The sequence below is a fragment of the Pelagicoccus mobilis genome (assembly GCF_016595505.1).
GTDB classification, from domain to species: Bacteria; Verrucomicrobiota; Verrucomicrobiia; order Opitutales; family Opitutaceae; genus Pelagicoccus; species Pelagicoccus mobilis.
In genome coordinates, this window is record NZ_JAENIL010000039.1 from 60,896 (window position 1) to 78,348 (window position 17,453).

The 17,453-nt window shown below is 51.3% G+C and carries 11 protein-coding genes; 8 read left to right on the forward strand and 3 right to left on the reverse strand.

Annotated features, from left to right (window positions below; all coding sequences use genetic code 11):
* Positions 1-18: 18 nt before the first annotated feature.
* From JIN87_RS19245 to JIN87_RS19255, 3 genes are all read right to left on the reverse strand, one after another.
* Positions 19-1,044, reverse strand: a complete 1,026-nt coding sequence (locus JIN87_RS19245) for an aldo/keto reductase (RefSeq protein WP_200357242.1) — start codon at positions 1,042-1,044, stop codon at positions 19-21.
* Positions 1,045-1,224: 180 nt separating this feature from the next.
* Complete coding sequence (locus tag JIN87_RS19250) at positions 1,225-2,124, reverse strand: hypothetical protein (protein ID WP_200357243.1); 900 nt, start codon at positions 2,122-2,124, stop codon at positions 1,225-1,227.
* A gap of 36 nt (positions 2,125-2,160) precedes the next feature.
* Positions 2,161-3,018 carry a hypothetical protein gene (locus tag JIN87_RS19255; RefSeq protein ID WP_200357244.1) on the reverse strand — a complete coding sequence of 286 codons (858 nt, stop codon included), beginning with the start codon at positions 3,016-3,018 and terminating at the stop codon, positions 2,161-2,163.
* 118 nt (positions 3,019-3,136) lie between these two features.
* Between JIN87_RS19255 and JIN87_RS19260 the strand changes: the two genes are divergently transcribed.
* From JIN87_RS19260 to JIN87_RS19295, 8 genes are all read left to right on the forward strand, one after another.
* Complete coding sequence (locus JIN87_RS19260) at positions 3,137-4,084, forward strand: prolyl oligopeptidase family serine peptidase (RefSeq protein WP_200357245.1); 948 nt, start codon at positions 3,137-3,139, stop codon at positions 4,082-4,084.
* Positions 4,085-4,163: 79 nt separating this feature from the next.
* Positions 4,164-6,527, forward strand: coding sequence for a sulfatase-like hydrolase/transferase (locus tag JIN87_RS19265; protein ID WP_200357246.1), 2,364 nt, complete (start codon positions 4,164-4,166; stop codon positions 6,525-6,527).
* A 125-nt stretch (positions 6,528-6,652) separates the two neighbouring features.
* Positions 6,653-9,928 (forward strand): ATP-binding protein, encoded by a 3,276-nt coding sequence (locus JIN87_RS19270; protein WP_200357247.1) that lies wholly within the window; start codon positions 6,653-6,655, stop codon positions 9,926-9,928.
* A gap of 290 nt (positions 9,929-10,218) precedes the next feature.
* Positions 10,219-10,908 (forward strand): 3-keto-disaccharide hydrolase, encoded by a 690-nt coding sequence (locus JIN87_RS19275; RefSeq protein WP_200357248.1) that lies wholly within the window; start codon positions 10,219-10,221, stop codon positions 10,906-10,908.
* A gap of 41 nt (positions 10,909-10,949) precedes the next feature.
* Positions 10,950-12,419 carry a sulfatase family protein gene (locus JIN87_RS19280; RefSeq protein ID WP_200357249.1) on the forward strand — a complete coding sequence of 490 codons (1,470 nt, stop codon included), beginning with the start codon at positions 10,950-10,952 and terminating at the stop codon, positions 12,417-12,419.
* A 17-nt stretch (positions 12,420-12,436) separates the two neighbouring features.
* A complete protein-coding gene (locus tag JIN87_RS19285; protein WP_200357250.1) occupies positions 12,437-14,587 on the forward strand; it encodes an endonuclease/exonuclease/phosphatase family protein in 2,151 nt (716 codons plus the stop codon).
* 60 nt (positions 14,588-14,647) lie between these two features.
* Positions 14,648-15,514 (forward strand): hydroxypyruvate isomerase family protein, encoded by an 867-nt coding sequence (locus JIN87_RS19290; protein WP_200357251.1) that lies wholly within the window; start codon positions 14,648-14,650, stop codon positions 15,512-15,514.
* A 29-nt stretch (positions 15,515-15,543) separates the two neighbouring features.
* Positions 15,544-16,911, forward strand: coding sequence for a Gfo/Idh/MocA family oxidoreductase (locus JIN87_RS19295; RefSeq protein WP_200357252.1), 1,368 nt, complete (start codon positions 15,544-15,546; stop codon positions 16,909-16,911).
* Positions 16,912-17,453 lie beyond the last annotated feature (542 nt).

Below are 17,453 nucleotides of genomic sequence, written 5' to 3' on the forward strand. Positions count from 1 at the left end.
CCGTGAGTTTATATGATCTTACGCGAAAACGCGTTTGTAGTTCTCTACGATGAGCCCTGCGTAGGGCTTGGCTATTTCGATGAGCCGTTCTTTGTCGGTTTCGGAAAGGTCCTTTAGGTTTTGGAGCACGGCCACGTTCTCTTCGATTTCGTGGAGCTTCCGGCAACCGGTGCAGAGGGAGGAAATGGGGAGCGAGTAAACGTATTGGTGGAGGTTCGCGAGCGTCAGGTCGGTTTTGGCGACGACGTCAGGGATGTCTTTGGTCCGGATGTCCTGAGGCGTGGTATCGATGCGACCGCCCATCATGCTCCCGCCTGCCATGGTCTTCATAGCGATGACCCCGTATTCCTTTTCGAGGAGAACGGGGAGGACGTGCTTTTCGAACGACTCGAAACTCGGATCACAGACGTTGAGCGGCATCTGGCAGGTGTCGAGGAGGAGACCTCTCTTATCGAGGAACTCGAGGAAGTGCAGATGAGTCTTGGGGTTTCGGTGTCCAGTGAAACCGATGTAGCGGACCTTGCCTTGTGCTTTCGCCTCGAGGAATACTTCGAGCACGCCGTCTCTCATGCGGTTGTCCACATCCTTTGGCGTTTGCAGGGCATGGATTTGCCAAAGGTCTAAGTAATCGGTTTTGAGCGCTTTGAGGGTTTCGTCCAATTGGCGTCTTACTCCTTCTGCCGTGCGATCCGGCGCCTTAGACATGAGAAAGATCTTTTCACGGTACTTTGGTGTTAGGAAGCGTCCCATGTATTCCTCGGAACGACCGCCGTGGTATTTGCGCGCATTGTCGAAAAAGCGGATACCGAGCTCCATCGACCGTTCCACCATGGCTTCGGCTTCTTTGGCGTTTTCGGTGAAACCAAGATGGTAGCCGCCGAGGCAAAGGGAGGTGACGCGTTCGCCGTCTCGAGTGAGTTTTCGCATTGGGAGAACATTGCCTAGGGAATCGCTCTCCTGACTGGCTGCTGCCCAGCTCAACATGGGGGCAAGTGCTGCGAGCTTGGCTGACTTCTTGATGAACGCGCGTCGTGAGTCGGTCATGGTAAAAGTGGGGTATGGGGTTTAACGAGTGATCTGTGACCAACAAGGGACTCCGAAAAAGGCAGGCGACTTACGCCTAACTCTAGCGAAAATGAGCTTTTGCTGCGGCGCATTGCCGCTTGCTAGAGTGAATTCTCGCTTCGAATGGGCGAGCGGCCGAATCTCCCATGAGGTTCTCGACTATTTATCCTTCTGCTTTGGCTTTCTGATTTCTTCGAGTTCCTCTTCGTCGATTTGACCTACGACCTCCAGCTCGCCGACGGTTGCCTTGCCCCAGCCGAGTTGAGTTTTGGTTTTGTCGAGATCGTCGAGGTTGGTGCCGATGTGGGGGATGGCAGCTCGGCTTAAGGACGGGACCGCTTTGGCGAAGTTCGTGCCGATCGAGGGGAGGCTGAAGCGGGTGATAAAGTGAACCTTCTTCTGCTTTTCCTTTAGTAATTTTTGCCAATCGTAGGCGACTAGGATGATGAAGTAACGCTCGTCTTTAAGGAGCGAGCGGAGATCCTGTTCGTCCCACGGGGTGATTCCCTTTTTGTAGAGGGCTTTGTCGATGCCGGTGAGAACGGCGTTTCGGTGAATGCTGTCCATACCATCACCAAAGAGGGAGGAGTTTGAGCTGGATCCGCTATCGTAGCTCGTATCGTACTCGCTCGTTTCGTCCACGTTGTAGTCTCCCTCGTAGCCGGCTCCTAGGCCGTCATCAGGGAACATTTCGCTTAAATCTTCTTCGACGGCTGTGGTGCCCCAATGTATGACGAGCAGCAGATCTCCTTCCTCTTGAGATCGGGCTGGGAAGAAGTTCTGGGCTTCCATGTCATTGGCTAGGGTTTCGATGATTTCTTGGAGTGGAAACTGCTCGAGACTCTTATCCTTGATGTATCCGCCGTGAAATTCACCTCGAAAAAAATGGTAGCTCATGGGGATGGGGCCTTCGTCGGAAGCCATGCGTCGTTCGACGAACTCGGGGCTTGCCCAGGCGTTGGTGATGACACGAGCTTTTTTTCGTGAAAATAGCTGAGAGTGGGCTGTCGATGAAAAGGCGACAGCGATAAGCAAGGAGATCGTCCAGGCTTTCTTCATAGAGGCTTCTTGTTTGTTTGGGGTGGTCTGCGTTGCCTATTTGCCCTCTTGCCCGGCCTTTTGCTTGGCGGTGGTTTGGTGTAGGCCGTGAGACAGGTTAGTGCCGAGGTTCTCGCATTCACCGGAGAGTAGATAGAATTTGTGTTTGAAGGTGCTAGCATAGCCTTCTGGGATTCGGAACGTTGTTTTTACCTTGTGTGGCGTATCTGCCAGCAGATCTCCTATGTACCGGATCTTTCCGTAGTTGACTGCTTTGTTCTCGGTAGAGTTCCAATCTGTTGGAGCCATGTATTGGATCGTGAATACGCAGAACGCGTCCTTCACGTCGACTGGCGAGGTGATCGTCATTTTTGCTGTGACGGAATCAATCAAGTAATCGGAATCGAAACCGTCTCCTTCGATTGCATCTCGCACATTCTCTTCGAGTTCCTGCTGGCTATCGTTGAGTCGATCGATTCGTTGCTGATTCGCTTGCCCGGGACTCCCGGAAGGTCCGACTAGTCGTCCGATTTCGGCTTGTGTTAGTGATTCATGTCGCATCACGTCGGCCATCGCTTCCGCCTCAAGCTCGTATCTTCTCATGTAGTCAAAACTCAGATCGAGATCTTGAATCTCTACCAGCTGTTTGCAGTGGCTGGGCTTGGGGGTGAATTGAAACTTTGAGCCGTACTTGATTTTCTTTACGCCCCTGGAGGTGTCGGCGAGGAGTCGTTTTTTCTGCGCTGCGACGACCGGTGCCTGCCCGTCTTTCAATACGGCGTCGATGTCCAGTCCCCAGAATATGTAAGACTTAGCGGCGGGATCTTCAGCTTTGCTCCCGGCTATCAAAATGAGAGCTGCTGTGCAAAGGTTGAAGTAGCGAATTAAGTTTCTGTTGGATTGGGGGAGTTGCATTTTCTTACCCAGTTTACTCCTTTTGAGAGCAAATTCTTATGGTGAAAACGGGCCGACCTGATCGTTTCGGGTGGATAAAGCGTAAGTTTCCAGGGAGACGTGGTGTGGTTGAGCGATTATGACTTACCCCCATAGGATCCTTTTTTGCTTCTGGTCACTGATCTTCATTTCTGTCGCCTTGGCTGGGAGAACGAAACAGGCTGGTCCGTCAGCTAAGGACTTGGCCCTTCTAGACGCGTTCCGAAGCCAGAGAGACATCGTATACAAAACGGTAAATGGAGAGTCCCTCGACATGGTGCTCTTCCTGCCGGAGGCGCCTCCGAAGGGAAAGATGCCGGTCATGCTCTACACCCACGGAGGCGGCTGGGGTGGCGGCGATAAGTTCAAGGTTTTCCGAGCGCCGTTTCAGGAGGCTCTACGTGAGCTCTTGGCAAACGGAGTAGCAGTGGCGTCGATCGAGTACCGACTGACCCGTAAAGGTGTTTCGACTGCGGTGGATTGTGTGACGGACTGTAAGGACGCGGCCCGATTTTTGATTAAACATGCCGAACGTTATCAACTCGATCCGTCCCGAATAGGGGTCTGGGGTGGATCTGCCGGAGGACATCTTTCCTTAATGACTGGAATGGCGGACAATGCTCTTTTTCCAGGGGATGAGGCCCTGGCGAAGTTTGAACCGGAGTTTCGCTGTATCGTATCGTACTATCCAGCTGTCTCGTTTTTGAAACCTGAGCTTTCCAAGGGATCGAACTTCGAGAAGCCTCAACGTTTGGTGCCCATGATCGGCGGCTTGCTCGAAGAGAAGCGAGAGACTGCTGCTCTGATCAGTCCTTCCGAACACCTAACCAACGCTGTTCCGCCGACTCTTCTTTTGCACGGCGATCAGGACACGGTCCTGCCGATCGATCACTCCCACTACTTTCTCGAGCGTGCTGAAGAGGTCGGTGCTGATGTCAGGCTAATCACTGTCAAGAATGGCGGACACAGCTTTAGCGGTAAAGAGATCAAACCATCGATGCAGGAAATAAATCACAGTGCAGCCGATTTCATCCTGAAGCACCTGTAAGAGCGAAATTCTCTGTGTAAAAATATTGAATACGACCAGTCTTCTGGATGCTCACAATTCCGACGACTCTCCTCTTAAGATGAATCTGTTGAAGGCATCCATTGCCATGATGGGCTTTGGCGTGGTTTGGCTGAGTGCGGCAAAAACTCCAAATATCGTGCTCATCGTCGCGGATGACCTCGGTTATGCGGATGCTGGATTCACGATGGACTACGCGATGGAGATGCGTACTTCAGATTACCTTGGAGAAGCTTGGGATAGTACCCCTCTCGCTGAAGTGCACACTCCTAATATTGATCGTCTCGCGGACCAGGGAGTCGTATTCACGAACGGATACGTTAATGGAAATGTTTGTTCACCCACGCGGGCGGGCCTGATGTTAGGGCGTTATCAGCAGCGAGTGGGCATCTATGGCGCGGGTGCGGGCGGTGTAGGGATGCCGCTTTACGAGACTCCCGACTATTCGAGTAGTGGCATCGACTTTGCTCGGATTAATCCGATTTTACCCGAGTTCCTCAAGCAATCGACGAATTTGAATAGTCAATACGTCAATGGCGTTTTTGGAAAGTGGCACCTTGGTGTGGACGAGGTGTATGAGCTTAGGAATGGTAAGTTAATAAATGGTTCGGGTTCTGTTCTGAATACCGGGTATGCCTACAAGGCGATCCCAGGGACGGATTTCGAAGAACCCGATCTAGCGGATGGGCCTATTCTGAATCGGGTTGCGGGACATCGCTATGACCCAAACTGGATAGGAGGGAGCCCGTGGCATTGCGCGAATCGCGGTTTCGACAACTACCTCTATTTTATGGGACGTGGATCACACGATTACTGGGATCCAAATGAAATTTACATAGATGGGGATCCTGATCACCCCATGCGGCGTACGGTGGGATTGGATACGCGACGCAATCCGGGATCTGGGGCTGACAGTGCCTCCGAAGTCCCACGTGATCGATGGAATGCGAATAGTTCTGCCTATGAGATCCACAGCGAGCGAGTTCCGGAGAATTACCTCACGGTTCGGATAACGGAAGCGGCTAGTAATTTTATCGGAGAGCAAGCGAATGGAGAAACCCCGTTTTTCTGCTATGTGCCATACAATGCTCCTCATTCGCCCTCGCAGGTTCCCTATCATATGAATCCGAACGATTCACAACTGGATCGCTTGGGTATGGATGATCGACGTTACCATGTTGTAGATGAGGAAGGACAGCCAATTTCGCCGATAAACGATCAGGTCGTTGAGGATTGGTACAATGCAAAAACTCCGGATCCGAACTGGTTTCCCGATCCATTGTATCTGTATGAAAAATACAAGAACGACCCGGAGGCCTTTCGCTATTTTTCGGGAGGTAGTGGACTGAGTTCCGTTAAGAATGACGACGATATTCGCAAACGCTGTGTAACCCTAGCGATGATTCGGTGGGTTGATAAGGGGATTGGTCAGATCATGGAGCGTCTGAGAGACCCGAATCAAGATGGGAGCTACGACGACAGCGTTTATGAGAATACGGTCGTCATCTTTATCTCAGACAATGGCGGAGCGACCGGTATGAATGCTTCCAATGCTCCTCTGAGAGGGAACAAGAGTAACAATTATGAAGGTGGAATCCGCACGCCGTTCGTGATAAGTTGGCCGAAGCTTTTGAAGGAGCAAAACGGGATTCATCAGAATGATCTAGGGGAGACGGTGGCTAATTCTCAAAGGGTGGATGCTCCAGTGATCGCGATGGACCTACTGCCGACGCTACTAGATATCGCGGGGTTGGAGGTTCTAAAAGCTGATCCACTTCTCAAGAGGAACACGCGCGCGTTCTACGATTATACGCCGGACGGAAAGAACCTCATGCCCTTGATTCGTGGAGAGGTCAAAGAGGTGCACGAGTACCTCTTTTGGTGCGACGATGACACGCCTTATTACGATGGTGCCGTGCGAAAGGGAGCATGGAAGTTGCGGCAATTCGACGACGGATCCTTAGCACTCTATAATTTGGAGGAAGATATCGCGGAGCAGAAAAATGTCCTTGAAGAGTATCCGAAAATTGGGCGCGAATTGCGGCAGGCTTATTTTGAATTTATGAATTCCGTGGCGACTTCCTTTCGACGCCCGACGCCGAATGAGTTTCTCTATACCCAATTGTCTTCGCCACCAAGTTCGCCAAATGAAGATTCGGCTGGTGTTTATGCCTTCGATGTGAGTGGGGATGGAGGGAGAGTCGTCATTCGCATCGAATACGATGAACGAGCAGGATGGTTGAGTGACGATGCAACGAGTGGCGTGGTTTTCGAGCGATCGAGCTCCCTGCAGCCCGGGGATTGGACCGAAGTTACTGCTTCAAAGACAACGATGCTAGACTGGTGGGACGATCAGAAAACCTATTTGGCCGAGTTCGAACTCGATGTGGAGGGGAAGGGGTTTATTCGAATGCGGATGGAGTGATAGGGCAGGATTGAAACTCCTGTGCGTTTGCTCAACGGGTTTTCCTAGCATAGGATAGATTCTCGATCTCTGATTAGTCTATATTCTACGGAGGATCTCTGATGGTTAAATACCCCCTACTTTTAGTGCTAATTCTGAGTTCTTGTGCTTCGCAGTTATTTGCTCAGATCCCCTTTTCGCACCTTGAGACGGAAGTCGGCATGCGGGTGGTCAGGGCGTTTCACCGGGATAGCCAGGGGTATCTGTGGATCGGGAGCGCTGGCGGGGCGATTGGTCTGCTGCGTTATGACGGCAACACGTTTAGACAGTATCAGCATGATCCGGAAAGAGATGATTCGCTGTCTGGCAACTCGATCACGGACATACATGAGGATTCGAATGGGCAGCTGTGGGTGACCACTGAGAATGGAGTGAATCGATACAACCGAAAATACGATTCCTTCACCCGTTATCAGCACACAGAGAATGATCCACACAGCATAGGAAGCAATATCGTTCAACAATTGCTAGAAGAGCCTAATGGGCGGCTTTGGGTACGCACTCGACAATCACTGAATCGATATGATTCTGAAGAGGATCGATTTGATCGTTTTACGCTGCCTCGCACGCAAGACCTGTCCACGAGCGCGATTGTCGATCGCAAAGGGCGATTTTGGGTATTATCGGGCGGTGATAACATTTTTCAGTTTTATCCGGAAGAGGGGCGATTTGAGAAATCTGAAATTTTTACGGGTCTAAGAAGCTCTCGGAAGAAACTCCATATGGATAAATCGGGAGGGCTTTGGATTACGGATGCGAATCCATTGAACCCCGGGCTGTATCAATTCCTTCCTGATCGCCTAAGCGTTCGCCCTTTCGACCTGGCTCTTGATAGGTCGGGAGGCGATCGAAATGCGGCCAATGACCTTTTGGAATATCCCGAAGGCCAACTCTTAATCAGTTCCAGGGGAGGGCTCGTTCTTTTCGACAAGGAAAGCGAGCTCGTTCGGCATCAAGACTTCGACAGGAATAGGAAACACGGTTTGAGTTCCAATACGCTCTTTGCGCTTTATGAAGATCCGCAAGGCATCCTTTGGCTAGGCAATGATAGAAGCGGAGTTGATGTTTTCTATCCTTCGATAGGGCTTATCGAAAACTATGGAGACGATTCGATTTTTCCGAAACGCTCGCTTTCGAGTTCGGAAATAAACTGTATTTTCGAAGACCGTGAAGATCGGATCTTGATTGGCTTGCGGGGTGGAGGGATGAGTATCCTGGATCCGAATACGAAAGAAATACTGAACCTGAACCATGACCCCATGGATCCGGATTCGCTCCCCCGTCAGCAAATTCGCGGCATCGATCAAAGCAGCGATGGCCGTATTTGGATGGTGACGAGAGGGGCTGGAATTTTTGTCTTTGACGAAGTGGACGGGCGTTATCAGCGGGATCTTGTGGCGGCGGAAAAATTGACGCGTTACGGACCGGGGCAAATTTGGGATATCGAGATCGACCGAAAAGAGCGGATTTGGATTTATGCTAGAGGAGGGACCCGCGAGCTGCACTTGTTGAGTAAGGACCTGGAGCTTATCGGTAAGTTCGCTTTGGGGGGCGTCGAGGGAGAGGTGTACATCACTGAAAGTTCATTGGGTGAGATACTCCTCACTGCAGAAGATGGCATCTACCGCTATGACGAAACTTCAAATAGCGTGAGTCGCTTTCTTGAGACGAGGGGAGTTGCCACTGCGGTAGCGTTCGAAGAGGAGTCCGAAACATACTACGTGGGGACGCGCGATCATGGCCTTTTCAGTTTCGATCGAAGTGGTAGGCGAATCGGCAGCTACGGCAAAAGCGAAGGGCTCCCGAGTCGGTGGATAGATTCTATCCAAGCCATGGGCGAGAATTCAATTTGGGTCAGTACCTCTGAAGGGCTATGCCATTTTTTTCCCAACGAACGGAAAGGGATCAACTATTTTAAGACCGATGGATTTCAGGGGGATCGTTACGCTCAAAACGTTTCTCTGGAAACGCGGAAGGGGTGGCTCTACTTCGGGGGATTCGATGGACTCAGTGGGTTTGACCCAAAGAAGCTCAGCGCAGGCGAGACCCCGCCCACCGTCACGATTGATAGCATTGCTCTTTTCGGAACGCCTTTGGACCATCGCGACCCAGAGCCTCTCATTGATAGGCATCCGCAGGCTCTCGAGGAATTGATTCTAAACTGGAAGCAAAACCAGCTCAGCTTCTCGTTTTCCGGAATAGATCTTATCAATCCAAGGAAGAATCGCTATGCCTATAGGCTTGAAGGGGTAGACGAAAAATGGATACATGCTGGCGCTTATCATCGGGTCGCATCCTATGGAAACCTAAGTCCTGGGTCTTATGTTTTTCGAGTAAAGGCATCGAACGGACACGGCGTTTGGAACGAAGAGGGAGCGAGCCTCGCTATCGAAATTACGCCGCCTTTTTGGCAGCGCTATTGGTTCTATGCCCTTGTCGGACTCATGGCATGTGCGAGTGCTTACGCGTTTATCTTCATTCGGGAGAGACGGCTAAGGGCGGATAGGGCCAGGCTGGCTGCAGTTGTCAGGGAGAAAACCAAGGAGTTGATGGATCACCGTGAGCAATTGGAGATGATTGTCGAAAACCGTACTAAGGAATTGATTGTAGCGAGAGATCACGCAGAAGAATCCGATCGCTTGAAATCGCAATTCCTTGCTAATCTGTCGCACGAGATCAGAACGCCCCTCAATGCTATCACTGGGTTTACTTCCCTGATCAGTGCTGGAGGATTCGAGGAGAAGGATCGGGATCTTTATTCTAGGCTGGTTCTCGAAAACTCGAATTCGCTGCTGACGCTGATCGACGATATTCTCGACTTTTCCTTGATCGAGGCGAATCAACTCAAAATAAAATCCGATGCATTTTCACTGAACGAGTTCATGGATAATGCGTATTCCTCCTTCGCCTTGAGGGAGGAAAATCGGGAGATAGAGCACCGCCTCGACAACGCGCTGCGCGACGAAGAGTTGATTTTGAGGGGTGATCGTTCGCGCATCAAGCAGGTGATCGATAACCTGATGACCAATGCCTACAAGTTCACTGAAGAGGGCTTCGTGAGCTTGAGCGTATCCCGAAATTCGGATACGATAGAGTTCCGAGTCGCGGATAGTGGTCCAGGGATTCCAGAGAAGGAGCTTGATCTGGTTTTCGAAACTTTCGTCAAACGGCAGGTGGACGACCTTGCTGCTCGTCGTGGGGTGGGCTTAGGACTCGCGATTTGCAAACAACTATCGCAACTCATGGGGGGCGATCTAAGCGTCGAGTCTCAAGTTGGCAAAGGATCGACGTTCATCCTGAAGCTTCCTTTGCAACTCGTTGAGCGATCCGAGGAGGTCGATGGCATACCCCAGGGACATTAGGTTGGAAGCGAATATTCGTAGTCGAAGATATTCGCTGTGCGTACAGCATGTATCTAAAAAATGCGGATATCAGTTTTGTGGAAAACTCCATAACGAATTGAGCGTTACATGGGAATGGTTTAGAACGTTGACTCCATCCGAGTGCGGATGAAGTGGGAAGTAACGAAAGGGGAGGAGTCTGCTGTTTAGGTAAGCAAAAAATATTCTCCGTTACCTTCTGAGCGGTTCTGACATTTTTATATGAGCGGAGGGGTGATTCGCTGAAAGAATCCTTCCCAAAAATGTAGAATATGCATTACCCATCGATTAGAATAAAACTCCTGAGCACTCTCATCTGTGCCTTTCTTTTCTGCTTTCAACTTAACGCCGAAGAGGGCTGGGTGTCTCTTTTCGACGGAGAGTCAATGGATGGTTGGGTGCAAATGAACGGAACGGTTACCTATGCTGTCGAAGAGGGCTCTATCGTGGGTACGTCTCTCAGGGGCGATAGCCCGATGTCATTCCTTTGCACGGAGAAACAGTATTCAGATTTTGAATTGGAATTTGAGGTTAAGCTCTTCGACAAAGAACTGAATTCGGGAGTGCAGATCCGCTCTTTGCCGAAGGAAACTAAACGCAAGGGTGCGAAGTATGGCCCGATCGCTGGTCCGCAGATCGAAATAACCGCGAATAAGAATGGCGGACCGACACCTTCAGGCTATGTCTATGGTCAAGGCTGGGATGGTTGGATTACATCTAAGGAGGCTCGGGTTCCCCATCGTCATTTTCGTTTAGGAGAGTGGAACCGTTACAGGGTCGTTGCGAAGGGGCCTAAGATTGTGAGTTACCTCAATGGTGTGTTGATTACGGAAACCATGGTGCCGTCTGATCGGCACACGACTCAGCCCAAGGGGCACATCGGCCTGCAGGTACATTCATTGAAAGAGGCCCCGCGGCCTTTCAGGGTCGCTTGGAAGAACATCCGCATTAAGGAGCTCTAGCGGGATGGCAAGTACGGGGAAGCAAACCTTGGAAGGTAGATATGAAAATTAAGCAGTTGGGAATTCTATTGGGAATGTTTGGGTGTGTTGCGGCTTTCGCGGCTGAACCCTTTTCGCTAGAAAGCTCCGCCGAGACGAGTCGCCCAAATATCATCTTCATCCTTGCTGATGATTTGGGGTATGGGTGCCTCAATAGCTATGGGGCGGATGAAAAGCATGTGCGTACGCCTAATATCGATCGCTTGGCGGCTGAGGGGAAACGTTTCACGGATGCGAATACGCCTTCCTCTGTGTGCTCTCCTACGCGCTACGCATTGCTGACGGGTAGGTATGATTGGCGTACAGATCTGAAGTCAGGAGTATTGAATACACTGGACCCGTTGCATATCGATCCATCACGCCCGACGATTGCGTCGATCATGAAAAGGGCCGGGTATCGTACGGCAGCCATCGGGAAGTGGCATCTTGGATACGGTAGTGGCAGCAAGCTAGACTTTACCAAAGAGCTGAGTCCGGGGCCTTTGGATCTCGGCTTCGATTATCACTTTGCGGTGCCGCAGAATCATGGCGACTCTTCTGGTGTTTACGTGAGGAACACCAAGGTTGTCGGCTTGCGTTCCGACCAGAAAATAGAGATCGAGGATTCGAGCTACGGGCGGAAGTACTACGGTATAGACGCTCCGCAGCGCGTGGATGAGGAGGTGATGGATGTCTTGACCGATGATGCGGTCACTTGGCTAGAGGAGCAAGATTCCAAGTCTCCGTTCTTTCTATATTTCGCGCCAGTGGCGGTGCATTTCCCTTTTACACCCTCGGATAAAACCAAAGGCAGCAGCAGTGCTGGTTACTATGGCGATTGGATTCATGAGCTCGATCTATCTGTAGGTAGGATTTTGGATACTATCGATCGAATGGGAGTGGCAGAGGATACCTTGGTCGTCTTTACCAGCGATAATGGCGGAGTGTTAATGACTGAAGGGGACAGACCCGAGGCCCAGGCCTATCAGGCGGGTCTTCTCTGCAATGGAGACTGGCGTGGGAGGAAACACAGTATTTACGAAGGTGGGTTTCGCGTTCCCTTTATGGTGCGTTGGCCAGGACGAGTTGACGCAGGGGCTGCGAGCGATGCTACCTTTAGCCTGGTTGACATGTTCGCGACCTTAGCGGAGGTGGTCGATCAACCCATTCCAGCGGGAGATGTGGCAGAGGATAGCTTGAATGTTCTGCCGTATTGGTTGGAAGAGGAGTCCGCGGTGCCGATCCGAGATTCTATGGCTCTTCATAGCCCGAACGGAAACTTCGCTTTGCGGATGGGGCCTTGGAAGTATATCGAGGGAAAGCCAAACCCGAACGCGAAGAGAGTTATTCGCAAGGAAGAGCTGCATTCTCAACTCTACAACTTGGAATCTGACCCAGGCGAGACACGCAATCTCTTCCATGAAAATCCGGAAGTGGCGTCACGGATGGCTAAGCGATTGGACGCTTTGCGAGAGAGTGGACGTTCAAGATAATTTTCGGAGTGTTTGTTATGAAGCTAATCTGCGTTTGTGCTGTTTTGATGGCTGCTGGCAGTCTTTGGGCTGGAGATTTTACTTCTTTGAGCAAGGGGGAGGACGTGAAGCTGCGCTTAGCGTCATACAATATCCACTACGGATCGGTGTTTCCTCAGGAAGATGGCGGATGGGACTCCACTCGGCCCAACAGGGTCAAAAAGTTCGAGCGAGTGGCGAAGGCTATGGATGCCGATATTTGGGCACTGCAGGAAGTCTTTCACTCTGGAATCGAGTTTAAGGTAAGAACGCCGGAGAGCATCAGAGCCCACATGAATTCGGTTACAGATGTTGATTGGCATATTTCTCATGATTACGAGTATGATCCCGGAACGGTTCAGAAGGGCGGACGCTATCTCTTGAGCCGTTATCCCATCCTTTGGAGCGATAGCGTAAATGGCCGGACGCATGCCACCTTGATTGATTTGCCCGAATCCCTGAGCGACCAGGATTTGCTAGTGGTTAATGTTCACTTCGTTGTCGCGTCGACAGGGCAGGCTACTCAGAGTGCCGGAGCGGCTGAGTTCATCAATGATGTGGTTGCGGGCAAAATAAACCAGGTGCCTGCAGATGTTATGATCATGCTGTGTGGGGACTTTAACTCCCGGGAACAGAATAACGGCGGTTATAAAAACGTAGCGAACAATACCCCGCTAACGAACATTAGGCCTTCTCATCTGGGGTGGGAAGAGTCGAACAGGTACTATACATCCGGAGGGGTGAGCTTCGTGGGGACTACCGAAGAGGAGATTGCAGCCGGTGGGTATCAGCCCGAAGCGATTCATCGAAAGACCATCGATTATATGTTTTGGAAATCGAGCGCGCTCGAGGTGAAGCATGCGCACATCTTCAATACCTTGATCATGGATCAGGGAACTTTGGATACCTATGGCCTGCAGCGATTCGATGTCGCGATCCAGACCAAGATCGATGAAGGGAATCGGGGCTATATCAACTGCGATCACTTTCCCTTTTTCGCCGATCTGGTGGGACCAGGGGAAGGCGGAACGCTCTCGACGAATCCCGTACCCATCTTCAATTCAACACCTGTCGAAACTGCGGAGGATGGAAAAACGTATGCCTATGCCGCAACGGGTTATGATCTAGAGGAAGAGGATTTGTCGTGGGTGGGCGTCCAAATCCCGGCTTGGCTGAATTTCGATACCGATACGGGCGTGTTGAGCGGTGTGCCTTCGAACAGTGATATCGGGATTCATGAGGTGCAGTTGGGACTAGACGATGGAACGGATCGTACGGATCAGTTGTTCAAGATCATCGTTGCTGAGGCAACCGGTCCTGTTTCAAATCTCATAGAAAATGCTTCTTTCGAGACCGGGAATGCAAACGAGTGGGAGCTGTCTTCTTCAAGTGAGACGACAGTGACTGACGATGCGGCCTCGCACGAAAGCTATTCTTTGAAATTCTCCAAGGTCGATGTCAGTGGAACCGTCGCGCCAGCGAGACAGGTACTCATGGTCCAGCCGAACACGGATTACAAGTTTTCAGTTGATATGAATTATCCGGAAAACGGAACCAGTGGTTCGATGACGGCGAGACTGACTGTTGGCGGGGAGAAATTGAAAGTCACGGTTAGCAGTTCGACGGGTGGCTGGCGAGAAGAGGAAATTCTGTTCAACAGCGGAGACCATAAAAGCATCACCCTGGATATCTATTGCGATGGGGGCTTCTTGGGAACGGCCTTTGCGGACAATTTCGCTCTCAGATCCCAAGGAGGAAATTCAATGAGTGGATACGCAGTCTGGGCGAATGGCTACGGGATCGGCTCGGAAGGTGAGGATGCGGATGGCGATGGTCGGATAAACCTGTACGAATATGCGTTTAGTGGGGATCCGCTCGTTCCTTTTGATACAGGATTTGGGCCCGTTCTCACTAGAGAGGGAACATCATTTGCTCTACGGCATCTACGTCGCATCGGGGACGAGGACCTTGTCTACCGACTACAAACCAGCACGGATCTAGTATCAGCTAACTGGATATACATGGAGGTGGCTCCCGAAATTGACGCTTTGAATGGTTCTTTTGATGAAGTCACTCACCGGGTGTCGAATGGTGAGTCTCCTCTTTTCATGCGTTTGGTGGTGGAGAACTTGCCGGCCCAAGGTAATTGAGCGGCGACTGGGAGCTCGAATTTATAAGCATACATATAGATAAATCTGGAAGAAATAGATATGAGAAAAGTAGGAACCCCATTATACTTTAGCGCATTGGCTGCGGTTTTGTTCGCGAGCTTCAGTTTCCCTGCGAGCGCTAAGGAACTAAAAATGTCGGATGTGAAGACAAAGTTCGCCGCGAATCTAGTGCTTTGGTACGGTGGCAAGAAAGTTCCCGTGCTTGAGAAGATCGAAAAGGCCCACGCCGATGGCTTCGATGCGATCGAGTTCTGGGGCTACCGCAAAGTAGACGTTCCAGCTGTTGCGGCCAAGTGCAAGGAACTCGATATGAAAGTGATCCAGTTCTCCGCTTGGGGAAAGTCGCTAACATCGGGCAAGAACATCGATGAATTTGAAGAAGGCATAAAGGACGCTCTACAGGCAGCGGAGGTTCTCGGAGTCAAGAAGATGACCGTTGTAGGCCACAGCTGGGCCGAGGGCCTTTCTAAGGAAGATCAGGTCGCAAATTACACAGCTGCACTGAAGCGAGTGGCCCCACTTTGCGAAGAAGCAGGTGTGATGATCATCATCGAACCCTTTAACCCGGTCAATCACGGTCACAATCTGCTCAACGGCAGCCAGCTCGCAGTCGAGATCTGCCGCGAAGTGAATTCCCCGATGATCAAGATCAACTGGGACTTCTACCACATGCAGCTGACCGAGGGTGCTTTGATCACCTATCTTGAGCGTGGAATCGACCAAGTCGGCTATCTCCAATTGGCGGATACGCCAGGTCGTCATCAACCAGGCACGGGCGAGCTCAACTACAAAGCGATCCTCAAAGCGGCGTACGATCTCGGTTACCGAGGGTACGTCGGGGTCGAATGCCGACCAAAAGGAACCGAAAAGGAAGCGATCCAGCAGCTCCTAGAAAACGCGTACTAGAAATTTAAAGACATAAAGAAATAGCTACAATGAAAGATACTCCATCTACTAACGCTGCGACAAGTCGCCGTACCTTCATCCAAAAAAGCGCAGTAGCAGGGGCTGGTTTCATGATGATGCCGAGTGGCTCTTTATTCGGCAAGACATCTGCAAGCAACAAGCTCAACATCGCTCTCATCGGAGCCTACGGGCGCGCCAAAGCCCACTACCAGACACTCCACAACGAAAACGTGGTCGCGATCTGTGACGTGAATCCGGACAATATGGCCGTCGGGCAGAAGGAATTCCCAAAGGCAAAGGCTTATACGGACTGGAGAAAATGTATCGACCACAAGGGGCTCGACGCGGTTCTCTGCTGCACTCCAGACCACCACCACGCCTTCATCTCGAACTGGGCCCTCAATCGTGACCTCCACTGCTACATGGAGAAGCCGCTCGCAATCACCGTAGAGGAAGCGCGTATCGTTCGGGAGACCTATCTCAAAAAGAAGAACAAGCTCGCGACCCAGGTAGGCATGCAGCGCCACGCGATCGAGAACTTTGCACGTCTACGCGAAATGATTCATGACGGAGCGATCGGAACCTTGAAGGATGTACACGTCTGGGGAAGCCGCCAGATTCGCAGGCCCGGCTATCTCCCAGCTGAAGGGAAACCGCCCGCTGGGCTAGATTGGAAACTTTGGCTCGGTCCGTCCCCAGAACATCCATACAATCCAGGTTACTTCACCGGTCGCCCTGGAGCCAATTGCCTTAAGTGGAACATGTACTGGGACTTCGGAATCGGGCAGATGGGCGATATGGGCAGCCATACAATGGACTTGATCTGGAACGTGATAGACGCGGATCTTCCAGAGTCGGTGAAGGTCGAATCGCCAGAAGCGTTCAATCCGGACGTCACTCCGGTCAACCTCACTTCTTCTTTCATTTTTCCAAAAAACAGCTGGCGCGACAAACTCCGCGTGACCTGGTACCAAGGCGGTTCGATGCCGAAATCACCATCAAAATGGATCGACCTCAACAAGATAGATCATGGAGCCTTTTTTAAGGGAGACAGGGGCTTCGTCATCGCTGACTTCAACAGTCGTATGCTGTATCCGTTCGGAAGCAAAGCGGACCTCTCGTACTACAAGCCGCGCGAAAAAAGCGAACAAATCCCGCCGATCGGCAACTTCCAAAAGCAGTGGACTAACGCTTGTAAGCAAGGTGATCCCTCGAAGACCGCATGTAATTTCGAATACAGCGCGAACATGATCGAAACCATGTGTCTCGGCCTTGTCGGCTACCGAGCGGGCGAGGATTTACTCTACGACGGCAAGAAAGGAAGAATCACAAACGTTGCGAGCGCGAACCAGTACCTCTCCAAGCCTTATGCCAAAGGCTGGACGATGCACGGCTAGATAGCGCTCTGAGCTAGAGTTATACTCCTCGAGTAACGCCTCCCCGAGCCTGGGAGGCGTTTTGCTATGACGGAGATATCTGGCGGTCGTGCTTGTTGACGAGTTAACCACGCATTTCTTTGCGAAACGAGGCATCGATGAGATGTTGTTTCGTGTTCTCTGATTTTCCCGAAAGCATTTAGCGAAAAACTCACAGGTTGGATGCGATTGCATGCTTCCTCTGAAGCTGGTCATGTCGCCTGTGCAGGCTGTTTTTTTACTAAGTGTTTTTGTAACGGTTCGTTAGGGGTAGCGGAATCGTTTCTGGGATTATCAGAGGATGCCGGGTTCGTTCTGGGGTAGTTGAACGATCCCGGATACAGATGGTCGCCTACAAGGCGATTTGGGTTCGGCGACTCCGGGTGATCATATCTCGGAGTCGCCTGCTTATAGGCGCGGTTGTCTCAGGAGGCTGTCCAATGAAGCGAGAATTCTTGAATAGATGTAAGTGGGAGCGTGCTTGTCACGCGATTCGAAGGGAACAGACGCTCTGCAATCGCGTG